The organism is Serratia sp. D1N4 (assembly GCF_054552755.1).
The window spans coordinates 3,953,769-3,973,570 of sequence record NZ_CM137274.1; the positions used below are offsets into that span (position 1 = coordinate 3,953,769).

A 19,802-nucleotide genomic window follows, 5' to 3' on the forward strand; every position below is an offset into this window, starting at 1 on the left:
TATCAATGGCAATACTGACCTTCGAGCGGCTCGGGTGAAAAAATCAGGTCGCCCGCATCGTTGTCACCTTCCGCATCACATAACCAGCTACTCAACCCAAGGCGCTGCCCGCCGCTCAGCGCTGCTCTGCTGACTTCCTCCTTGCGCAGGATCAGGCGCACATCCCAGATATATTCGATGCCGACGTAGTGCCGCACCCAGTCGCGCAGCGCGATCGCCTGCGGGCCGCCGGGCATAAAGCTGTGATACTCCACCAGCGACATCGGCCCCAGCTCAATACGGAACTTGTGTTGAACATCGCGCACGGCGCGGCCAAGAAACGCATCGCGCCCCAGTTGCAGCGCCTGGCCCGCCACCAGCTGCGTCTGCTGTTCCGGGGCGATGGCCAACCAAACGGGAATGTTCTCGATGATGCGCACCGGCACCTGGAAGTAGTAACGCAGGATCTTGGCCAGCCCTTCCGCATCGCGCCCCTGCCGCACCAAATGCCCCGCCATATAATATTTGGCGTGGGTGGGTAGGCTGTCCCGTGGGCGTAGCGTATCCACGCCCAGCCCCACCAACGAGGAGAGGTAGCGGGTAAAGGACTGGTCGTCTTCGCGATCGAGCGAAACAGTAGGCTGGCTGTTGGCCCAGGCGCGATAAAACAGCAGGATCAGGCGATGGTGGAACAGATTGATAAAGTCGAGCAGCGTCCGATCCTGATTGTGCAGATAACGTTCGCGCACATATTCGGTAAAATGCAGCGGCAGCGGGCCGTTGGGGCCAAACAGCCCGAAGCTATAGATCAACAGCTGGTACGACGGCGAATTGCTGACCGGCCCGGCGCTGGCCAGCGTGGAGGGCGCGAACGACAGCGAAGGCTGTTGCCCCAGGCGGATCGGCTCCTGGCGCGGATGCGGTGCGCGCCCGAGAGGCCAGTCCAGCCCGCCCTGCGCGTCAAGACGCCGCAGGATCTGAAACAGATCGTGCTCATAAGGGTGCTCGGTGAGAGAGGTCCAGAAATCCTCCGGCAGGCGCTGATTGCTGCGAGTTTTCAAATCAGGGTTCTCCTGCCAATCCGCGGCGTCCACTGGGCGATCTTACCGCGCTGCGGGGTGCTCAGTGAGGTGGTGACAAAGGTGTTCATCGTCACCATGCGGCTGAACAAGCGTTCCAGCACGCAGCCGAGCAGGTAAGGCGTGCTGCCGGAAAACGCCTGTTCATCGATGGTCAGTTCAATGGCCACACCGCGTGAAAACACGATCGGCCCAGGCGCTGGCGCACGGTGATAAGCAGGCGACAGGCGGCAGTGCTGTACCCCTTTGATCTCCTTGGTAATCTGTGGTTCATCCAGCTTGGCGTACAGCGTCAGCAACTCCCTGAGCGCCCGTGCCCCTTGCTCATCATCCCCTTCCATCAGGTTGAGATAATCCAACTGCAACTGGCTGATCAACCCCCAGGAGATGCGGCCTTCCGCCAGGGCTTCTCGCGGCGGTGACAGCGGCGTTTTCAACGTCACCTGACGCAGCGGGATCGAGTCGGCAACCACAAAAGAGAGCGCTTCCTGCCGTTGCAGCAACAGCGGCAGATCGCGATTGGTGACCAGCACTTCGGCCGTGATGTACTCCAGATCGTTGCGCCAAGGGGTGTGATAGGCATCGACCAGCGACAGAAACACCTCCGATCCGGGATAGCTGCTGCGTGTCCCCTGGCGCTGGCTTTGTACCGAAGGCGGGCGCGGCGAACGGCGCAGGGAGAAATAGGCACCGTAGTTCTGCCCGTCGCGCCCCTGGGTGCAATAAAATGGCCGGAACTCCTGCTCATGCTGGCTGTTGGCCGGAGTGCCCCACAGCCGCTGTACGGAGAAAACTTCGAAATCCAGCGGCTGAATATTATCCACCACCAGATGGTATTCGTTGGTTTTGTCATTCAGCGTGATGCGCTCCGCCACCTTGGGGAACAGGTTGATCACCGGCGTGCAGTGCAGCGAAAGATGGCTGGCGTCAACGCGCTTGGCCAACGACGGAACTTCTTTATCCAACAGCAGAACGATCTCAAACTCCCGCACGCTGGCATTCTGCGTTTTGCCCGCACCAAACAGCGCGGCCAACCCAGAAATGCTGAAAAAACGGAAACGAGCGGGAAAGGCAAAATACTCTTGCAGCAGGCGATAACCGTCGAAGTTGCGCAGATCGTCGGGTAACAGTGCCTGATCGGCGTCGAACCCTTCATGATTCAGCCGCTCTTTCGGCAGATAGTGGCGCTGTTGGGGAACAGCACCCACCGGCTGGCAGATAATCCCAGTGGTGTGCTGCATCAGCAGTTCCAGCAGTTCCATGGCTTCCAGATCCTGGCCGCTGAGGTAGAACATCAGCTTATCCAGGTTCAGGCTGTCAAAGGTGACGTTATCGTCCAGCCGCAGGCGGATGTGCAGCGCATGGCGGCTGGCATTGCGGTTGAACTTGGCGGTGCTGACGATATCGGCGGGCAACGCCCCCAACGAAACCTGGCTGATGCTGAGCGGATAAAGCATCACGTCATGGGCGGTGCGGTACTTGCAGACCACCCCGTTCTTCCTGAAGGTGTCGCAGGTCATCACCGTGCCACGCGGCACCAGAAAACCGGCGTTAATGTTGCCCTTGCGGCCATCCGGGTGCAGTTCGGCCACCGCCATCGACGGGGTTGGCGAAAGGTAATTGGGGTAAATCACCTCCAGCATCCGCTGCGAGAAACGTGGGAACTCGGCGTCCATTTTCAGTTGAATGCGCGAAGTGAGAAAGGCAAAGCCTTCCATCAGGCGCTCAACGTAGGGGTCGCCCACATCAATCCCCTGCATCCCCAGGCGGCCCGCCACTTTCGGGTAGCTTTCGGCGAACTCTGCGCCCATTTCGCGCAGATAGAGCAGCTCACGGTTATAGTACTCAAGCAGTTTACTGTCCATGTACTCACCCTATGTCTTTGAGATTGAAATAACCGTTTTCCAAATCGACGTCAGAACGAAAGCAGAACTCCAGCGGATGGGGGCTACACCACAGCAGCCCACGGATCTCGATCGACAGGACGTTGTGCGTATCCAAATCATCACTGCCGGAAATACACAGCAGCTTCAACTGCTCCGGAATAATGCGCGGTTCAAAGTTGAGGATGGCCTGAGTGAGGTTTTTCTGGATATCTGGCCACTCGATTTCCGACATCCTTTTCCCCGCCAACGGCGTAATGCCGTAGTTAAGGGTAGAACGCCGGACCTCGGGAAAGGCTTGCAGATCGATCATCGGCTCGTTGTTGTTGCAGTTAAACAGCCACTGCAAGTCACGCAGGATCATTTTCCGCAGCGTGCTGTGCGAAATGGTCTTGTTTCTGTCCGCTTCCCGCTTATTCTGCGGTTCAAAATCCGTCAGCCGATCAAACAGCGCGGGCAGCATCCGATCGCGGGAGGACACCCCGTCGCTGTTTCTCCGGCCAATCCGTGCCGCGACGGCGGGCGAACCCACCGGGGCTGCTGTGCGCTCGTTGGTGGTATCGGTCATTACGGCTCATCCGTGGTGAACTGAACCTGCCGCAGCGTCAGCAGCGCGCACTCATCGTCATCGGTGATCCAGGATTTTTGCCCCTGACCCGCATAGTGGCCGTTATCACTCAGGGTCAGCCAGTCGGTTTTGCGCCCAAGGCGGTAGGCATCGTCACTGCCTTCGGTCAGCGGATAACGCGCCGGGATCTGGCACACCTGCTGCTTGCCGGAGCGCCACTTCACCATGGCATGCGCCCAGATCAGATGAACCACATTTTGCGGTGGCTGGAACCTGATCGACTCAAGCTCATGAAACGGCACCCAGTAGTAACGGTTGTCCACAAACAGTTCGCAGACCGGCCCCAGGCGGCTGTCGGCGTCTGCCAGCCAATCGAAGTGGTTGGCGGGGGCTGATTCCTCTTCGCTATTGAGCGAGAACTGCCCGGCATTCGCCGCCGCCAATTCGAAAGCGCGATCGCGCAGCTGGCTGGCCTGCTGTGGCGCGGCACGCAGCGCTTCCGCCAACAGCAACTGCCATTCCTGCGGCGGCGTAAAGAACGCCGGGGCGATTTCTCCGCTGAACACCTGCTCGCGCTGCATTTCTGCCGCTACGCAGTCAGCCAGTTGCTGCGTGGTAGGGGCAGCCTGCGGCGTCAGCGCCTGCCAGGCTTGCAACTGGGTGCTGGCGCGGCGCCAATCGCCGTACAGCAACAACAGCTGGACCCATTCGGCGCGTTTGTCCGCGTCTGCGGGAACCGCTTTGACCGCCGACTCGCTTTGCTCCAAGGCGGTGGCTAACGGTTGACCTTTCAGAACAGAGAGCAATGATTTCACGGTTTATCTCCTGCTTCTTTGGCAATTCGGTGTCTGGAAGACGACCTTTTCTTCCAGGGGAAGTATCTGCAACAGCGTGGATTCCTGCGGGGAACCGATCCAGACGGCGATCGCGCTGTAGTTATCCTGCGATGAGAGCGGCGGAGCCAAGTGTTCGATCAGCGTCAGCCACTCGGTGGGGGTATGGGCCATGCGCAGCGTATATTCCAGCTGCGCCAGGTTATAGCGTTTCCAGAAGCCGTCGCTGCACAGCAAAAACACATCGCCATCGGCCAGAGAGAGCGTCGGGCTGTAAGTGGCATCCTGATGCTTCCCTGTGCCAAGCGCGGCGTACAGCAGGTTGTCGGGCAGTCCGCCGGTTTGAAAACCGGCATCTTTCATTTTTTGCACCAGGCTATGATCCGTGGTGGACTGGCACAGGTAGCCGTTGCGGAACAGGTAGAGCCGACTGTCGCCAGCATGCACCCAATGGGCCTGCTGGGCGGTACGATCGATAAACAGCGCCACCAGCGTGGTGCGCATACGGCTGTAGAACTGATCCTGCTGCTGCGCCTGATGGATCATCTGCTGGAGCTCGGCGATCAGCGCAGGCACCTCATCGGGTTGGCAAGGCTTGCCCTGCCCGGCGTGATCCAGCAGAAACTGGCAGGCCAGCGCGGCGGCTTCTCCCCCACCCGCATCACCGGCCACGCCGTCGCACAGCACAAAACAGGCCGCCTGTTCGCCCAGGTATTCGCCGGTTTTATCCTGGTTCTGCGCGCGCTTACCCTGGTTCGAGCACCAGACGGCTTCAATTTTCATTAGGGTGCCTTCTGATTTTGAGACGCTTTGTATTGGCGGATCTCAAGGTCATAAGCGTGGAGAAATGCCTCGCCGAACAGGGTGTGGAAATCATCCTCCACCTCATTGGCCACCCGCTGATAATGGTTTTTCAACGCGTCCCACAGCGCCGCCTTACGGTTACCCGAGAACACCCCTTTGCTTGGCAACATGCCCTGCTCCGCCGCCATTTTCTCCAGGTTATCGGGGTGGAAGGTTTGCAGCATGGCGGCAATGATCGCGCGCACCCCGGCAATCATGCCCAACTGATGGGCCTGTAGATCGATCATCGCGTCGCGCACCGCGTGTTCCGGCGGAATAAAGCCCGGCATCGGGGTGCTGAACATCTGCAACAGCACGGTTTTGCCCGAGGGCAGCATCTTGAACGGGTTGTTCTCCTCTTCCAGGATCATGGTCATTTCGGCTTTCAGACCGCGTTTGAGAATGCTGCGCGACGACAGCAGCGCCACGGTGCCCTGTGAAAACAGGCTGAGCAGCTTGCCGGCAAGGTAGAGCTGTTCTGGTGAGAAGTCCGGTTGCAGCACCGCATCATCCAGCCCCAGCCCGGCCACGAACGCGCTGAACAGCTCACCGTGCAGTTGTTCCTGCGAGGCGGATTTGGTCGGTTTGAACGGCTGATGCCGGACCGGATCAACGCCCAGTCGCGTCAGCGGGGCCGATGAGCCACCGATCGGTTCTTCGGCATACTCCGCAGGTTCGCTAGCGGAGATGGCAATCTCTTGGTCGGAAAAGTCATTCAAGGAAAAGTGATCGGCAGCGCGGATCTGCTCCGCCCAGGCGAGATCTTCATGCTGGGTGAGCGCTTCCGGCTTGGTTTCTGCCTGCGGCGGCGCAGGCGCATCCACCGGCGAAACTGGGCCAGGTGCCGCAGGCCAGATCGACAGCGTCGGATCAAAGGCGGCACCGTCGTCCATGGTTGAAGCGAGTGGCACCGCATTATCGGCAAACAGGCCAAGCAGCACGTCGTCTTCGCTGCCAATGTCGGCATTCAGCGCCCACTCTGCCGCCAGTTCATCAGGCAGATGCAAGATCGGTGGCGCATGATCCGTTGCCGGTGGTTGCGCGGTTTCAGGTGCGGCTTGATCTTCTGCGGACCATTTGCGATTCACCGACAGCACGCTGGGCGTGGTGTCCTTCATAATCGGCGGCAGGGAGAAAGGGTCATCCTGCGCAAACAGGCGGTCTGGATCGATCGTTTTTTCATGTAAAGAGGCCAGATCGGTTTCCTGCGCCATCGCCAACGGATCTTTGCCAGAACGGTTGTCCGGTTCGTTGGCAAACAGGGGGTGGTTCGGATCGTGGGGTAACGGCCTTTTATGCTGCGGCTGGTGCAACAGAAATTCGGCTTCCAGGTTGTCCCACACCGCTTCATCGATATCATTAACCGATGACGCCGCACCTTGAGACTGTAAGAGCGGAGCCAGGGAAACCGGGTGGTTCATCAGGCTCACTCTGAACTGGTAGCCCGCGATGTCGAGAATGTCGCCTTCAGCCAGCAGTTGCTGAACGTTATGAGGCAGTTCGCCGCCGTTCAGCAGCAGCGCAGTGGTGCTGCCCCGCTGCGTAATGTGGGCCTCCCCGTTGGGAGAAATGTGCACAACGGCCTGCAAACGGGAAATCGCCCGGTTTTGGTCAGGCAGGATCAGCGTATTGTTGGTATCGCGCCCAATGGTTCCACCCGGTGCCGTGAAGTCACAGTAATTCTGGGGTAACCGCTCATTGTCCCGGTTCCTGATCATCGTTAGCCGCATAGACACTTTCCCTTTTATATTTTCTTGCCAGAGTCGCCGCTTTATTTTTTATACCCAATGGATTTCAAGATGCAGGCAGCGCCCCCCTGCATCTTGAAATACAGCGGATAGAAGGGACGATTTCCCAGGAAACCAAGGAAATCGTCCGTATCAATTACGCTTCGCAGTTCTGCTTAATATCCCAGCCAGCACTGCTCTCTGCGCCTTTGCCTCCTTGCTCGGTTTGCTCCCAGTATTGCTGCTGAACTTTGGCAGCCTGGAAGGAATAAAGGATACCCACGGTGTCTTCATCATCGGCACCGGTGTATTGAATATTGGTGACCAAAACATCATCCAGCGTGATTCTGGCGTATTCCATCTGCCCGCCACCGGCTTTGCAGACGGATAATTCGACTTTGCCCAGGTGTTTACCGCTGGCGCAATGCTTCAGCAGGGCCGGAGTGGATTTATCGATCAATGCCTTAATATGCAGATCGTTAAAGCAGACTTTCCCGGTACCACCGCCACCGCCAACGCCCATATTTCCCGGCTGGGAGGCTCCCCAGGTAAAGGAAATAATGTCGGTCCAACCTTTGTGATTAGCGTCTTTGGATTCACCATTAGCGCCATCAACTTTCATGAACATATCAATTGCCATAGCTAAAGCCTCTTGGGTCTAGAGTTAAGTAAATTCCGTTTTATGAAGCAACGGTGGTTCACGGCATTAGAAACCCCAACCTTCCGGGAAACGAAAATTGCGATCTCCATGCTGTTCTTTATGCCCTGAAGTTAAAATTTCGGTATTAATGACCCGCCATCGAAATATCAGGGCTCGTTCTTGTTTAATTAACTTTGTTTTAATGAAGGCAGTTTCGAAACCAAGCGTAACGAAACGGTTAATCCTTCCAACTGATAATGGGGACGCAGGAAAAACTTCGCCGAGTAATATCCCGGCGCATCTTCAATTTCCTGCACCTGTACTTCTGCCGCCGCCAGCGGTTTTCTGGCTTTGGTCTCTTGCGACGAGTTGGCCGGATCGCCGTCGACGTAATTCATGATCCAGTTGTTCAGCCACACCTCCATATCGCTGCGCTCACGGAACGAGCCGATCTTGTCGCGCACGATGCACTTCAGGTAATGCGCAAAGCGGCAGCAGGCGAACAGATAAGGCAGGCGCGCCGCCAGTTGGGCGTTGGCCGTGGCATCGGGATCGTAATATTCCGCCGGTTTTTGCAGCGATTGAGCACCGATAAACGCCGCGAAGTCGGAGTTTTTGCGGTGGATCAGCGGCATAAAACCGTTTTTCGCCAGTTCGGCTTCGCGCCGATCGCTGATGGCAATTTCGGTCGGGCACTTCATGTCCACGCCGCCATCGTCGCTGGGGAAGGTATGGCACGGCAGATCGGCCACTGCGCCACCGGATTCAACGCCGCGAATGGCGGTACACCAGCCGTACTCCTTAAACGAGTGGTTGATGTTGGTGGCCATCGCGTAAGCCGCATTGGTCCAGGTATAGTTTTCGTGGTTGGCGCTGTCGGTATCTTCTTCAAAATCAAACTCATCGACCGGGTTGGTTTTGATACCGTAAGGCAGGCGCGAGAGAAAACGCGGCATGGTCAGGCCGATATAGCGTGCATCTTCCGATTCACGCAGGCTGCGCCACGGGGCGTATTCGGTATTCTGGAAGATCTTGGTCAGATCGCGCGGGTTACCCAGTTCCTGCCAGGACTCCATCTGCATCACGCTGGGTGATGCCCCGGAGATAAACGGGCAGTGCGAAGCCGCACTGATTTTGGCCATTTCACCGAGCAGCTCCACGTCCGGTGGGCTGTGATCGAAATAGTAATCCCCCACCAGGCAACCAAACGGCTCGCCACCGAACTGGCCATATTCCTGTTCGTAGATACTTTTGAACAGCGGGCTCTGATCCCAACCCACGCCTTTATAGCGCTTCAGGGCCCGGCCCAGTTCGCGTTTGGAGATGCTCATAAAGCGGATTTTCAGCATCTCGTCGGTTTCGGTGTTATTGACCAGATAGTGCAAACCCTGCCAGGCACCTTCCAGCTTCTGGAATTTCTCGTGGTGGATGATTTTGTTGATCTGCCGCGACAGCTTATTGTCGATCTCCGCGATCAGCGCCTGAATGGTGCGATAGGCATCGGCAGACACGGTGACGGTGTTTTCCAACGCCTGCTGTGCCAGGGTTTTTACCGCATTTTCCACCGCTTCTTTCGCCTGATCGGTTCTGGGGCGAAACTCTTTTTGCAGCAGTGAGTTGAACTCATCGCTGGTATAGGCTTTGGCCGCGGGCGCGGTGTATTGCTCAAGTTGTTGGCTCATGATTTACTCCTCCGCCACCGGGGCTACGCTGGCAGGGCTATCGGTTTCCGGTTTGGGTGCCCGGGTCAGTGACTGCAATAACGCCGGGTTGCTCAGTACGTTGGTAATCAGCTCCTCGGCGCCGTTTTTGCCGTCCATGTAGGAGAGCAGGTTCGACAGTTGGGTACGGGCTTCCAGCAGGTGGCTCAGCGGTTCAACCTTGCGTGCGATCTCTGCCGGGGAGAAATCGTTCATGTTTTCAAATACCAGTTCGACGTTCAGGTGGCCGTCATCATTCAGAGTGTTCTCTACCTGGAAGGCGACTCTGGGCTTGAGTGATTTCATGCGATCGTCGAAGTTGTCGATGTCGATCTCGAGAAACTTGCGCTCTTCCAGATTGGGCTGCGGCTCAAGGGGCGTTCCCACCAGATCGGCCATCACGCCCATCACGAAAGGCAACTGGATCTTGCGTTCCGCACCGTAGATCTCGACGTCGTACTCGATCTGTACGCGGGGTGCCCGATTGCGGGCGATAAATTTCTGCCCGCTGCGAGTTTTGACATTTGCCATTATTTTCTCCATAAATCACTGTTATTAGAGGTTTTTGATAACATCCACGCCGCATTGTGCGGTAACCACTTTGCCTGACTAGTTCTCTCCGTCCTGTTTTTCCCTGGTGCCGAGAATGACCTCCAACTGGCGTAAACCGTCCGGGGCCAGATCGCTGACGATTTGCAGAAAATTCAGATTGATTAGCTTCTGTAGCCGCTCGATCATCAGCGGTGCCGGATGGCTGGGTTCATAGAGTTCGAAGTAGCCCTTCACTTTCTCCAGCAGATGCAGAGCATCGGCGCGGGATTGCACCTGCCCGTAACCGAACTCACCCAACGGCAGCGGCAACGGATCTCCGGGCAGGCTTAGCGCTTCCGCCGTCAGGATCAGGTCCGGCTCCGCCTCACGGCTGCCGTGGCTTTCAGGCTGCTGAATCGCCTGGGCGACGCTATCAAAGGTTTTTTGCAGCAGCGTCATCTCCGGTAACGCGCTCTCACCAAGATGGAGCTGAATGGCATGGCGCAATTTGGGCAACGTGCGGGTGATGGCCTGCACGGTCTGGATGTTGGCCTGCTGTGGATTGCTCAGTTCACTGCGCAGGAAGCTCAGCCCATTGGGGAAGTTAGGGAGTTCCTGCTTGCTGCCGTCCAGCAGCGCCACGGCGTCGCGCACCGCAAGCTCGCTGCCGCCGTTTTTAATCAGGGTTGTCGCCCGCACCGCATGGGTCAGTTGGGTGTTATCCCCCAGTTCGGCCAGCGCATTGATACGAAACATCGGATCGCGCACGCCGTCGCTCTCCAGCAGCGGATGGAGCTGATGCCAATAACGCTCGATCGCCAGATAGATCAGCTGTAAGCCGTCCGCGTAGCCCTGCAACCCGCGCAGCTGCGTCCAGGCCAGCGTGAGGAAAAACATCACCCGCAGATCTTTGGTGCGGCGCAACAGGCCGGTGGCCAAGCGCTCTACCGCGCCCCAATCGGGCGCTTCCGCCGGGATAATGGTGTCGCCAAACTGCTGTTCCGGCTTGCCTGCGGCGGTCTGCGTCATGCGCATAAAATCGGCGTCATACTCTAGGTTTTCACCGCAACTGACTTCCGGCGTTACCGGGGTCAGCAAATGTTCAATCGTCATGACTTCTCTCCCTAGTCAAACATGGGGCCGTAAAGCCCCTGGCGCGCATGCTTTACGTCGCCGCTGTACTCAAACAGATGGTGAAAAAGCTGCACCGTGAGATTGCCGCTGTGGATATAGGTATCAAAGGGCTTGCCGCCGCCCGGTGCGCTCCACCAGAAACTGCCGTATTGGCGCGGATCAAAGTGCGAAATCGCCAGCGGCCAACCCGGCGTCACTTCGGCGTCACCTTGCAGTGCCAGAGCCGTCGGCAGCGGCGGTAACGCCTGCAAAGCGCGGTCGATACGCTCAACGGAGTGGCACTGATGAACCCCGCGTTGCAGGATCTGCCCGATGCTGTAATAGCGCTCTGCCGCCAACAGCAGATGTTCGTTCCGCCAGTGCGCAGGAGAAACCAGCCACATGGCGAACAGCGGGTAATGACGCCCGACGCGATCCTGCGACGGCAGCAAGTAACCCAACTGCGCGAACGGCGTGCCCAGCGTGGCGGGCAGCACAAAATTCCACATCGGCGCGCCGAGCAGCGAATAACGGCCATCGCGCGGGGCAGAAAGCTGCCGGGCTGCCAGCCCTGACTGGAACCAGTGCGCCCACTGATTAATCAGCGTGGCAGGCAGGCGACGTTGCACAAAGTCGCCACAGCTGGGGATCTTGCCGTACCAACCGATGCCGTTGTCCTGTGGTGGTGCATAGGTTGCCTGTTGCGTCATGATCCGCCTCCTAAGGACAATTGAAGGCGGTGGGCTGGAAGGGATTGCGTATGCTGTCGGGCGTTAGCTCCAACACCACCCGATGCCCTTCCAGGTTAAAGGTCGCCGTCTGGGTCAACGACGCCGCGCTGGATTTCAGCGCTGCCTTGTCGATCAGCCGGTTCAGCGCCCAATCCCCGGTGGTCACCAGGGTGGCCATTTGCCCGTTGACCAGCGCCAGTTGCAGGCTGACCTGATTGGTGTTGCCGGTGCCGGGCCAACTCACCACCAGCGGCACCAGCGGGCCATGGCTGTAATGGAAAATTTGCCCGTCGATGTCCAGCGTCATGCTGAGAATGTCGGAATCCATGCTGACGGGTTTGATCGTCAGGTGGTAAGAGGGTTTCTGATTCTGCCCGCTGAACCAGGTGTCGCGGATGTCGCGAGCCTGCTGGAAGGAGCGCAGCATGTTACCGCCGCCGGACAGCGTTTTACCGTCGACCCCAGGGTTGAAGCGCCATCCGCCGCGCGAGGTATCGACTTTGCCTTCAAGATTCTGGCGGAAGAAACTGTCCATAATGCCGCTGTTCGGAGCGAACATGCGCGAGAAGTCACTGCTGGCGATCTCCTGCTGCGCGCTGCGCACTAACGGGTAGCGCCCGCTGATGGCCTGCTTGCAAAAGCTGCCGACCTCAAAGCCAACGCGCTTTTGTAGCCCTTCCAGCTCTTTCATCTGCGAATCGCTGCTGGCACCGACTGCCAGTGAAAGCATCATGTCTTTAAACGGCTGCGGCAAACGGCCCGATTCAGCCTGCAACGCCAGAATGACGTCCCCCGGTGGCGGGGCCATTCCGCTGTTGGCCGCGCTTTGCACCGCGATCAGGTAGTTATAAAGGCCATCGGCCTGCTTGAGCACCGTATCAAACGGGATGCTTTTAGCCGCTTCATCGCTGCTCTGTGCCAGTTCGATAATTGGCGCAAAATGCTTAATCACCACCTGCTCCGGCAAGGAAGAGATATCACCAACGTCTTCAGACGATGTGCTGTAAAACAGCGTGTCGAGGAAATGGCCGGGGCCCGCGCTGTTTTTCTCCCCGCTGCTCAGCTTCAGGCCGTTCTCTTTCTGCTCCTGTTCATCGGTAAGCTTGATGTTTTTCACCGCGTTGATCAGAAAGTTACGTAACGGCGAATCCCCGGCAGAGAGCAAACGCGCGGTATTGATGCGCTGGCTCAGGTTGGCAATGTTCTTCAGTTCGATATCGCCCAGCAGCGCATCCCAGGCGCTGATGAAATCCTGCATATACAGCAGGCGGACGGTTTTCAGCAGATCGGCGCGGCTCTCTTTGGCCAACGCGCTTTCGTTGACGTTCATCACCCAGCCGTCTTCGGTCAGCAGCGTTTGTGCCACGTTATCGATGCGTTTATTAAACGCCAGCCAGTAGCCTTTGGGGGTATACAACCCTGGAATGCCGTCGGCCGCAGGCTTGCCGCTTTTACGCCGGAAAGCCAGTTCCGCCTGTGCACCAGCCAGATCGGTCAGCGAAACGGTTTTCAGCGAAGGTTCCTTCAGCAGGATGCGTTTCAACCGCCCATAGATACGCACCGATAACGGTGCCTGGCTCAGGCGCTGCTGTGCGGACTGTTCCAACAGGCTATCGCGCACATATGGGGAGGACTGAATGCGCTCGTCCAGCAGCTGTTTCAGATGCCCATCGAGCACTTCCCACGACGCTTTGCTGGTGCCCGGCCCAGAGACCCGATGCAGGTTGAACATCACCCAGGCGCGCAGGAATTTGCCATCGTAATGCTCCGGTTCGTACAACATCCGGTAGGCTTTCAGCGCTTCGAAGCTGAAATCGGCGTCGGCCCCCATATCGTTACGCAAGATGGCGGTCACCTGCCAGGCAACAAAAGGCAACAGCATGTTTTTCAGCGCTTTTTGATACAGCGCCTGGCTGGCGGTTTCGACCTGAGCCCCACGATACAGCCCTAAGCGGTAGCTGAGCGGCGGATCCTCCAGTGAAAAGCTTTCGCTGCCGCCTAACCGTTTCAGGCCGTTGAGATAAGGCAGCAGAGTGAAAACATCCTGATAGTTATACAGCTCCATTTCACTGCCCTGCTTTTCCAGCACCGGGATGTGAGTGGTCACTTCTTTCAGGTAGTCGTGGTTGTTGATATAGCTGGAGTACCAGAACAGCCCCGCCGTGGCGAAGATCGCCCCGAGCGACAGGTAGCCAACCCAATGCAGCGTGGTGTTACGGTAGATCCACCAGCGGTTGTTACTGGCCAGCTCCGACTCGCGGAATACCACTTCTTCCAGGAACTTTTTCAGGAAGTAGCTTTTGCCCTGGGTCTGTTTCTCTTCTTCCGCCTCACCGCTGTGGCCGGTTTCCTCGGCAGAGCGCGGGGTCAGATTCAGATGCAGCGAACCGTTCATTTCCGACATCATCTTGTCGAAAGGCATCCGGTCTTGCGTGCCGCTGGTGAAATATACCCCGCGTGGCGTGAAGGAGGCCTCAAAGCTGGAGGTGGCAAACAGGGTATTGAGGTAATCCCCCAGCACCTGGCGCAGTCGGGCAAAGGCCTGCGGGAACAGGTAGCTTTCTGCGCGCGTTTTCTGATCCTGCTCCGTCAGCATGGTGTCGGCCAGCCCGAGATTCAGGCGTTGCAGCAGCAGGGTAAAGTGATGCTCAAACGCCTTCATTAGCTCAAAACCGATTTTCTGCGTGTCGCTGCGGGCAAAGGTGAAGCCCCAGATCTGGCTGCGCTGCTCTTTGTCGTACTGGCCGAAGTAGGCGAGGAAGCCCCGCAGCAGGTCAACTTTGCTGACCATGATGTAGACCGGGAAGTCGATTTTTAACGACTCGCGCAGCTCCACCAAACGCTTATGCTGCGCCTGAGCCTGTTCCTGGCGTTCTTCTGGGGTGCCATTCATCAGATCGCTCAGGCTGACGGTGACGATCACGCCGTTGATCGGCTGCCGTGGGCGATATTTCTTCAGCAAACCGAGGAAGCTGCCCCACTCCTGCGCGTCGTGCGTCGGGTCGCTTTCCTGCGTGGTATAACGCCCGGCGGTGTCCAGCATCACCGCATTTTCGGTAAACCACCAGTCACAATGGCGAGTGCCGCCGATGCCGCGCAGCGCCGTTTTCCCGAAGCGATCCGCCAGCGGGAAGTTAATGCCGGAATTGACCAACGCGGTGGTTTTCCCGGCCCCGGGAGCGCCGATCAACACATACCACGGCAGTTGATAGAGATATTGCCGCCCAAAACCGCTCAGCCAACCGGGCATAAAGCGCGACTGCTGGCCGTTGAAACGCGCTTTTTTCAGCAGGCGGGTGGCCTCTTCAAAGCGCTCCACCAGTTTAGGATCGTCGCGTTCCGCGTCTTTACCCGCGTTTTCCGCTGGCGTTTCAGACATCTGCGTCAGCATTTTGCGGTTACGCCTTGCGCGCCAGGCGGCGGCGATCAGCCGGAACAGCAGCCAGATCCCGCAAATAACGGCGATCGCGATCTGCCGGTTGACCGTCGACTCCAGTGGACGATAGTCACCGACGGAAACGTAAGGGCCGATGAACCAGATGATCATCGAAATGGAACCTACGCCCACCATGCCCCACAGGAAACGGCTGGTAATAATGGCAATAATTGAATTCAGCATCTGACCCCCATCTAGAGCGACATCGTCGGATTTTGGGCTGCGCCCGGTGCCAGTTGCAGCGTGATCTCAACCCGGCGGTTGAGTGCCTTATTGGCTTTGCTGTCGTTTGGCACCACCGGATCCTGCTCGCCTTTCCCTTCGATCATCAGCCGGTCTGGCTGTACCAGGGACTTTTTCAGCAGAGCGCTGACGGAATCCGCACGCGCCAGCGAAAGATCGTAATTGGAGGCAAAGCGTGCTTTACGAATGACATCGCTGTCGGTATATCCCGTGACCATGACTTTCCCGTCGATCTTGTTAAGAGCTTCTGCCACCCGGTTGAGGATCGGCCGGTAGGCCGCGCGTACCGAGGTTGAGGCCGAGTCGAACAAGCCATCGCCGCGCAACACCACGATACTTTTCTGGTCTTCATCATGTACGCTCAGCAAACCTTCATCGATCTCCTGTTGCAGGAAGCCTTTCAGGCTGGCAATGGCCGGCGTCGGCGGGGCCGGTATCTCCGCCGAAAGTACCGGTGGCAGTTCGAGCTGATAAATAGAGGCCACCACCGGCGTGGTGGCTTCGCCGAGCCGCCAGTCCAGCGAGATAAACCACAGGCAAGACATCAGCCCCAGAAATGCCGCACAGGCCCACACCGGCAGCATTGGCCGCCAGTTTTTTTTGCCCACCGGCAAATCGGTAGGATGCAGGGATAACGGCACGGGATATTCGCCGCGTACCGAGTGAATAATTTGTGCCAGACGCTGCCTCAGCGTTTCCAGCTGCGAGTAGCCGTTCTCGATAATGTGATAACGGCCCTCAAAGCCCAGCAGCAGGCAGTAGTTGATCAGCTCCAGTAGCAGGATGTTTTTCTGCGGCTGTTTAGACAGCCGGGCCAGCAGTTGGAAGAATTTCTCCCCGCCCCAGGTTTCGTTATGGAAGGTGACCAACAGCCCGCTGGTAGACCACACGGTGCTTTTCCCCCAAGGGGTAAACATCGCGGCTTCGTCCAGCGCGGTGCACAGACAATAACGGGCACCGATCAGCACGTCGTACGGCAACCCGGCCTGCTGCCCCTGGACTTCGAAACGGCGGATATCATCAATCAGCGTCTGGCGTAACTTCACTGGATCGGGACGGCTGGCCATATTGCGGATGAACGGGATCCGATTAAGCAGCGGGTTTGCCAGCGTCACCAACAGATTGTTTGAAGCCTGCATATTCGCCAGAGGCGCTGCAAGATCATCGCCAGCCGCTTTAGCGTGAGTATTTTGCATGGAACATTCCTGTTTCCTGAACCTTATACCGACGGATTACGGATTACGAATCGCCCAAAATTCCATATTCAGGCCAGGGAAATCCCCGGCGAGATGCAGCGCAAAAGCGCTGGATTTACTCATCTGTTTCCAGAGTTCGCCGCTGTTTTCCAGCTCGAAATAGGTATATCCCGCGTGATAAGGCAGTTGGCGCGGGGCGGCAGGCATACTGCGCAAGCCAATCCCCGGCAGTTGCAACTGCACCAGATCGCGGATGTTGTTGACCGGCGCGACTTTCAACTGGGCCGGGAAGCGGGTACGAATGGCGTCCATCGGCACGTCGGCATTGACGGCAATCACAAAGCCAAACTCGTTGGTCATGTTGGCATACGGGATGGTGGCAATATTCAGGCCGTGTGAACGCTCGATCAGCGGTAGCTGAATGGCGTTCTCTTCGAAGACGATGGACAAACCTTGCCGCAGCCAGTTCATCAGCGCGTTGAAGCTGAACGCCAGCGCGTCGTGGTCATACACCGGCAATGCCTCGCCCGCAATACGCGCCGGGGAGAAGGTCATCAATTCGCAGGCCAGCGCCAGCCATTCGGTGAATAACCGCTCCGGGTGGTACTGATTGCAGTGGCGGGCATGATGCGTAATGCCCACGTAGCGGTTGATCAACTGCAACATCATGAAATCCGAGGTTTCCGACACGCCGCCCCGCCCGCTTTGCCCAAGACGCAGCCCCAACTGCTGGCTGCGCTGCTGCAACAGGCCGAGCACGTCGCTGATAAAGGTGCTTAGCAACGGGTTTTCCTGGCAGGCCAGCATTGGCGGAATGTAGCTCGCATCGATTTTCAGGCTGTTATCCGCGCTTTTTTCCAACACCCGCAGCACGCCAATAGCGCACCAATCGGCCGTCAGTTCACTCTCCGGGATCAGATGCAGGCGCAACTGGCCGAACTGTAATTCTGCGCTGCCAACCGAAATGGTGTTCATGTCTTCCACTTCGCTTTCATAAGCCACATAACGGGCCAGTGAATCGGGCGAGTCGCTAAACGCCACCTCACGGCTGCTGGCGCGATGCACCGGCAGGGCCAGCATCACGTTAATAATGCTTTTGCCGTCCGCTATTTTGATCGGCAGCGGCGCTTCCTCGGCACCGTAAAAAGAGAAGAAGCTGCCATCGGGCATAATCCCGCTGGCGGAGTTAAGCGCGATATTCCCCAGGCGCAGGGCGCTCTCATCAATATCCAGCGAGATAAAACCCCAGTAATGCTCTTGCTGTGCCATTCCCCATGAACGGATATAGTGTTCAAGGTAGTTTTCAGATTGCTGAAAATGGTGCGGACGCAGAAACATACCTTCCGTCCAGACGACTTTATGTACTCGTTTCATTACCGAGGTCCTTGGAAATAAAAAGCGCTTGGTACACTTATGCCGGTCAATTAAGACTAACCAATCCCCTCTCCTTGGGGAGAGGGTTAGGGTGAGGGGAAGATCACCGTACTACAAGCCCTCACCCCGGCCCTCTCCCACAGGGGAGGGGGCGCAACTTTAAATATTGTGCGCAGGGTTATACTCTTTCTGCTTAACTGATCGGCATTACTTGATACACGCCGTATTTCAGCTTGAAATACGTTGGTTACCGTTTTGGGCTTATTTTTCTTTATTGCTGTTTTCCGTCACGCGCAGCCCTTGCCCGTTGGCAACAACCTTGATTTCCTGTGGCGGAGGCTGACCGCGCCAGAATTTATAAAACGGCACTTTCTCCGGATCGGGGATCGGAATAATGATGCGCCAGGTTTTATTATTTAAATCCTGAAACTCCCCGGTGACGCCAACGTAATAACGTTCACTCTTTTTCTCTCCGGAAATTTTGACGGTTTCGCCGCCAGGCAACAAAAAGAACTGCTCGGTGCCCAGTAAGTTCTCACCTAACACGGCGGCCGCCTTATTGTGTAAGGCGAAAAAGTCCGCGCTCATAAATCCGGTATCCGAGCGCAGGTAAAACACGCTGATTTTTAACGGCGCCGGATTCTGCTGTTGGTTGATATTGGCTTCTCGGGTCGCGGAGAAGGTGATGCGATAAGACGCCACCACGGGTTCGGCTTTTTTGGTGCTCATGCTCAAGCAACCGCAGAGCAACAGGCCGGTGACGATAACCCCCAGCACTCTGCCACTGCGTTGCCCCCAAAAATACATTGCCTGTCTCATTATTTCTCCCGCCCTTAATTTCGCCGTAAATGTTCAGACTTATGGACACATTAAAATAATCGTCGCTTGGCTGAATAAGATACGTATGCCAATGGCATTGGTTAAATTTTGCAGTGTCAGGCTGGAAACTCGAGTTGCTGGAAAACCGGCAATAAGAAATGTCAGGACGCCGGTAATATGCCGGGATGGCCCCATTATTGTCCCTGAAATCACGCCTCCCAAAGAACCCGCTTCATCACCAAAGGTGATCGGTATAACTGTGCACATATTATGTGCCGGCAACGCAGCGAACAGAATATGTAATACGCTAGGGATCGCCATACAGCCAAACCCAATATTGGGATAAGCAATCAGACTGGGCACGGGCGGTGTCCAACAGTTGTCTGGGAAGGCAAAATCTATTCCACCCAACTGACAGTTTGCAAAACACATGGTCAAGTTCCTTCTTGATGAGCCAACATTAGCCTACGTGAATCTGTTCCGAATCTATTTTGGTGATGGTTTCCGAAGTAATCATCGTGCTGCGCGCATGAAGCCGCGCGTAATCTTCAGCCTGATAATCCAGTTGCCCGACACGCACATGCTCGGTCTTTCTCACCTGGCGGAAGATCACTTCGCTGAGCTGCGTCAGGGTATGCCAGACTGACTCGCAGCGTTCCCCAACCCAGCGGCTGAGGGTGACGCGGGCATTGAGTTCGTCACCGCAATATTCCAGGTTGCCGATGCGGCAATCACCTTGGGCGGATTTCACCTGTAGCCGGTGACTCTCCAGCGCGAGTTGACGTTCACTGTTGAGGGTGAGCGAACCGCCGCGCGTAGAAATATTCAGATCGCCATCAACAATGATTTGCGCCGCCTGCTGCGGTTTAGCCCGCTCCAGCACCGCCAGCAGCCAGAGTTTTTCATCGCTTGAACGGGCGAGCAACGCGGTATCACCGGCCTCCGGCGTTAACATGCAACTGGCAGCCCGGCGGCAGTGCCAGCCACGGCCTTCACTTTCGACGATCATGCTGCCATCGGATAAAATATCCGCTACCTGGCCGCTGAATTGCTGCGGCAAATAGACCGGCAGAGCGTGTGATGTAGTTACGGTGCTCATTGAACTCT

General features: G+C 57.1%; 17 protein-coding genes. All 17 read right to left on the bottom strand.

Annotation, left to right across the window (positions count from 1 at the left end):
* Positions 1–2 precede the first annotated feature (2 nt).
* Positions 3–1,040 carry a type VI secretion system baseplate subunit TssG gene (tssG, locus tag ACX1CU_RS17755; RefSeq protein WP_459399568.1) on the bottom strand — a complete coding sequence of 346 codons (1,038 nt, stop codon included), beginning with the start codon at positions 1,038–1,040 and terminating at the stop codon, positions 3–5.
* Positions 1,037–2,923: a type VI secretion system baseplate subunit TssF gene (gene tssF, locus ACX1CU_RS17760; RefSeq protein ID WP_459399569.1), complete on the bottom strand. Its 1,887-nt coding sequence runs from the start codon at positions 2,921–2,923 to the stop codon at positions 1,037–1,039. The genes tssG and tssF overlap by 4 nt, the downstream gene beginning before the upstream one ends.
* A gap of 4 nt (positions 2,924–2,927) precedes the next feature.
* The gene (gene tssE / locus ACX1CU_RS17765; protein ID WP_459399570.1) at positions 2,928–3,509 is read right to left on the bottom strand and encodes a type VI secretion system baseplate subunit TssE; all 582 of its coding nucleotides are present in this window, start codon (positions 3,507–3,509) and stop codon (positions 2,928–2,930) included.
* Positions 3,509–4,324, bottom strand: a complete 816-nt coding sequence (locus ACX1CU_RS17770; protein WP_459399571.1) for a type VI secretion system accessory protein TagJ — start codon at positions 4,322–4,324, stop codon at positions 3,509–3,511. The genes tssE and ACX1CU_RS17770 overlap by 1 nt, the downstream gene beginning before the upstream one ends.
* A gap of 3 nt (positions 4,325–4,327) precedes the next feature.
* Entirely contained in the window at positions 4,328–5,125 is a 798-nt protein-coding gene (locus ACX1CU_RS17775) for a PP2C family protein-serine/threonine phosphatase (protein ID WP_459399572.1), read from the bottom strand.
* On the bottom strand, positions 5,125–6,915 hold the full coding sequence (tagH, locus tag ACX1CU_RS17780; RefSeq protein WP_459399573.1) for a type VI secretion system-associated FHA domain protein TagH: 1,791 nt from the start codon (positions 6,913–6,915) through the stop codon (positions 5,125–5,127). Before tagH ends, ACX1CU_RS17775 begins: the two co-directional genes overlap by 1 nt.
* Positions 6,916–7,069: 154 nt before the next feature.
* Positions 7,070–7,552: an Hcp family type VI secretion system effector gene (locus ACX1CU_RS17785; RefSeq protein WP_459399574.1), complete on the bottom strand. Its 483-nt coding sequence runs from the start codon at positions 7,550–7,552 to the stop codon at positions 7,070–7,072.
* Between the two features lie 188 nt (positions 7,553–7,740).
* A complete protein-coding gene (gene tssC, locus ACX1CU_RS17790; protein WP_459399575.1) occupies positions 7,741–9,234 on the bottom strand; it encodes a type VI secretion system contractile sheath large subunit in 1,494 nt (497 codons plus the stop codon).
* Between the two features lie 3 nt (positions 9,235–9,237).
* A complete protein-coding gene (gene tssB, locus ACX1CU_RS17795; protein WP_459399576.1) occupies positions 9,238–9,783 on the bottom strand; it encodes a type VI secretion system contractile sheath small subunit in 546 nt (181 codons plus the stop codon).
* Positions 9,784–9,861: 78 nt separating this feature from the next.
* Positions 9,862–10,896 (bottom strand): type VI secretion system protein TssA, encoded by a 1,035-nt coding sequence (gene tssA, locus ACX1CU_RS17800; protein WP_459399577.1) that lies wholly within the window; start codon positions 10,894–10,896, stop codon positions 9,862–9,864.
* An 11-nt stretch (positions 10,897–10,907) separates the two neighbouring features.
* Entirely contained in the window at positions 10,908–11,606 is a 699-nt protein-coding gene (gene tagF, locus ACX1CU_RS17805; protein ID WP_459399578.1) for a type VI secretion system-associated protein TagF, read from the bottom strand.
* Between the two features lie 10 nt (positions 11,607–11,616).
* A complete protein-coding gene (tssM, locus tag ACX1CU_RS17810; protein ID WP_459399579.1) occupies positions 11,617–15,246 on the bottom strand; it encodes a type VI secretion system membrane subunit TssM in 3,630 nt (1,209 codons plus the stop codon).
* 11 nt (positions 15,247–15,257) lie between these two features.
* On the bottom strand, positions 15,258–16,502 hold the full coding sequence (locus ACX1CU_RS17815; protein ID WP_459399580.1) for a DotU family type VI secretion system protein: 1,245 nt from the start codon (positions 16,500–16,502) through the stop codon (positions 15,258–15,260).
* Positions 16,503–16,538: 36 nt separating this feature from the next.
* Positions 16,539–17,876, bottom strand: a complete 1,338-nt coding sequence (tssK, locus tag ACX1CU_RS17820) for a type VI secretion system baseplate subunit TssK (protein WP_459399581.1) — start codon at positions 17,874–17,876, stop codon at positions 16,539–16,541.
* A gap of 261 nt (positions 17,877–18,137) precedes the next feature.
* Positions 18,138–18,695 (bottom strand): type VI secretion system lipoprotein TssJ, encoded by a 558-nt coding sequence (tssJ, locus tag ACX1CU_RS17825; RefSeq protein WP_459399582.1) that lies wholly within the window; start codon positions 18,693–18,695, stop codon positions 18,138–18,140.
* Between the two features lie 39 nt (positions 18,696–18,734).
* Entirely contained in the window at positions 18,735–19,127 is a 393-nt protein-coding gene (locus tag ACX1CU_RS17830; RefSeq protein ID WP_459399583.1) for a DUF4150 domain-containing protein, read from the bottom strand.
* Between the two features lie 28 nt (positions 19,128–19,155).
* Entirely contained in the window at positions 19,156–19,794 is a 639-nt protein-coding gene (locus tag ACX1CU_RS17835; RefSeq protein WP_459399584.1) for a DUF3540 domain-containing protein, read from the bottom strand.
* Positions 19,795–19,802 lie beyond the last annotated feature (8 nt).

Coding starts and splice junctions, on each gene's coding strand:
- tssF (WP_459399569.1), bottom strand. CDS start 2,923: ATGGACAGTAAACTGCTTGAGTACTATAACCGTGAGCTGCTCTATCTG.
- tssE (WP_459399570.1), bottom strand. CDS start 3,509: ATGACCGATACCACCAACGAGCGCACAGCAGCCCCGGTGGGTTCGCCC.
- ACX1CU_RS17775 (WP_459399572.1), bottom strand. CDS start 5,125: ATGAAAATTGAAGCCGTCTGGTGCTCGAACCAGGGTAAGCGCGCGCAG.
- tagH (WP_459399573.1), bottom strand. CDS start 6,915: ATGCGGCTAACGATGATCAGGAACCGGGACAATGAGCGGTTACCCCAG.
- ACX1CU_RS17785 (WP_459399574.1), bottom strand. CDS start 7,552: ATGGCAATTGATATGTTCATGAAAGTTGATGGCGCTAATGGTGAATCC.
- tssC (WP_459399575.1), bottom strand. CDS start 9,234: ATGAGCCAACAACTTGAGCAATACACCGCGCCCGCGGCCAAAGCCTAT.
- tssB (WP_459399576.1), bottom strand. CDS start 9,783: ATGGCAAATGTCAAAACTCGCAGCGGGCAGAAATTTATCGCCCGCAAT.
- tssA (WP_459399577.1), bottom strand. CDS start 10,896: ATGACGATTGAACATTTGCTGACCCCGGTAACGCCGGAAGTCAGTTGC.
- tagF (WP_459399578.1), bottom strand. CDS start 11,606: ATGACGCAACAGGCAACCTATGCACCACCACAGGACAACGGCATCGGT.
- tssM (WP_459399579.1), bottom strand. CDS start 15,246: ATGCTGAATTCAATTATTGCCATTATTACCAGCCGTTTCCTGTGGGGC.
- ACX1CU_RS17815 (WP_459399580.1), bottom strand. CDS start 16,502: ATGCAAAATACTCACGCTAAAGCGGCTGGCGATGATCTTGCAGCGCCT.
- tssK (WP_459399581.1), bottom strand. CDS start 17,876: ATGAAACGAGTACATAAAGTCGTCTGGACGGAAGGTATGTTTCTGCGT.
- tssJ (WP_459399582.1), bottom strand. CDS start 18,695: ATGAGACAGGCAATGTATTTTTGGGGGCAACGCAGTGGCAGAGTGCTG.
- ACX1CU_RS17830 (WP_459399583.1), bottom strand. CDS start 19,127: ATGTGTTTTGCAAACTGTCAGTTGGGTGGAATAGATTTTGCCTTCCCA.
- ACX1CU_RS17835 (WP_459399584.1), bottom strand. CDS start 19,794: ATGAGCACCGTAACTACATCACACGCTCTGCCGGTCTATTTGCCGCAG.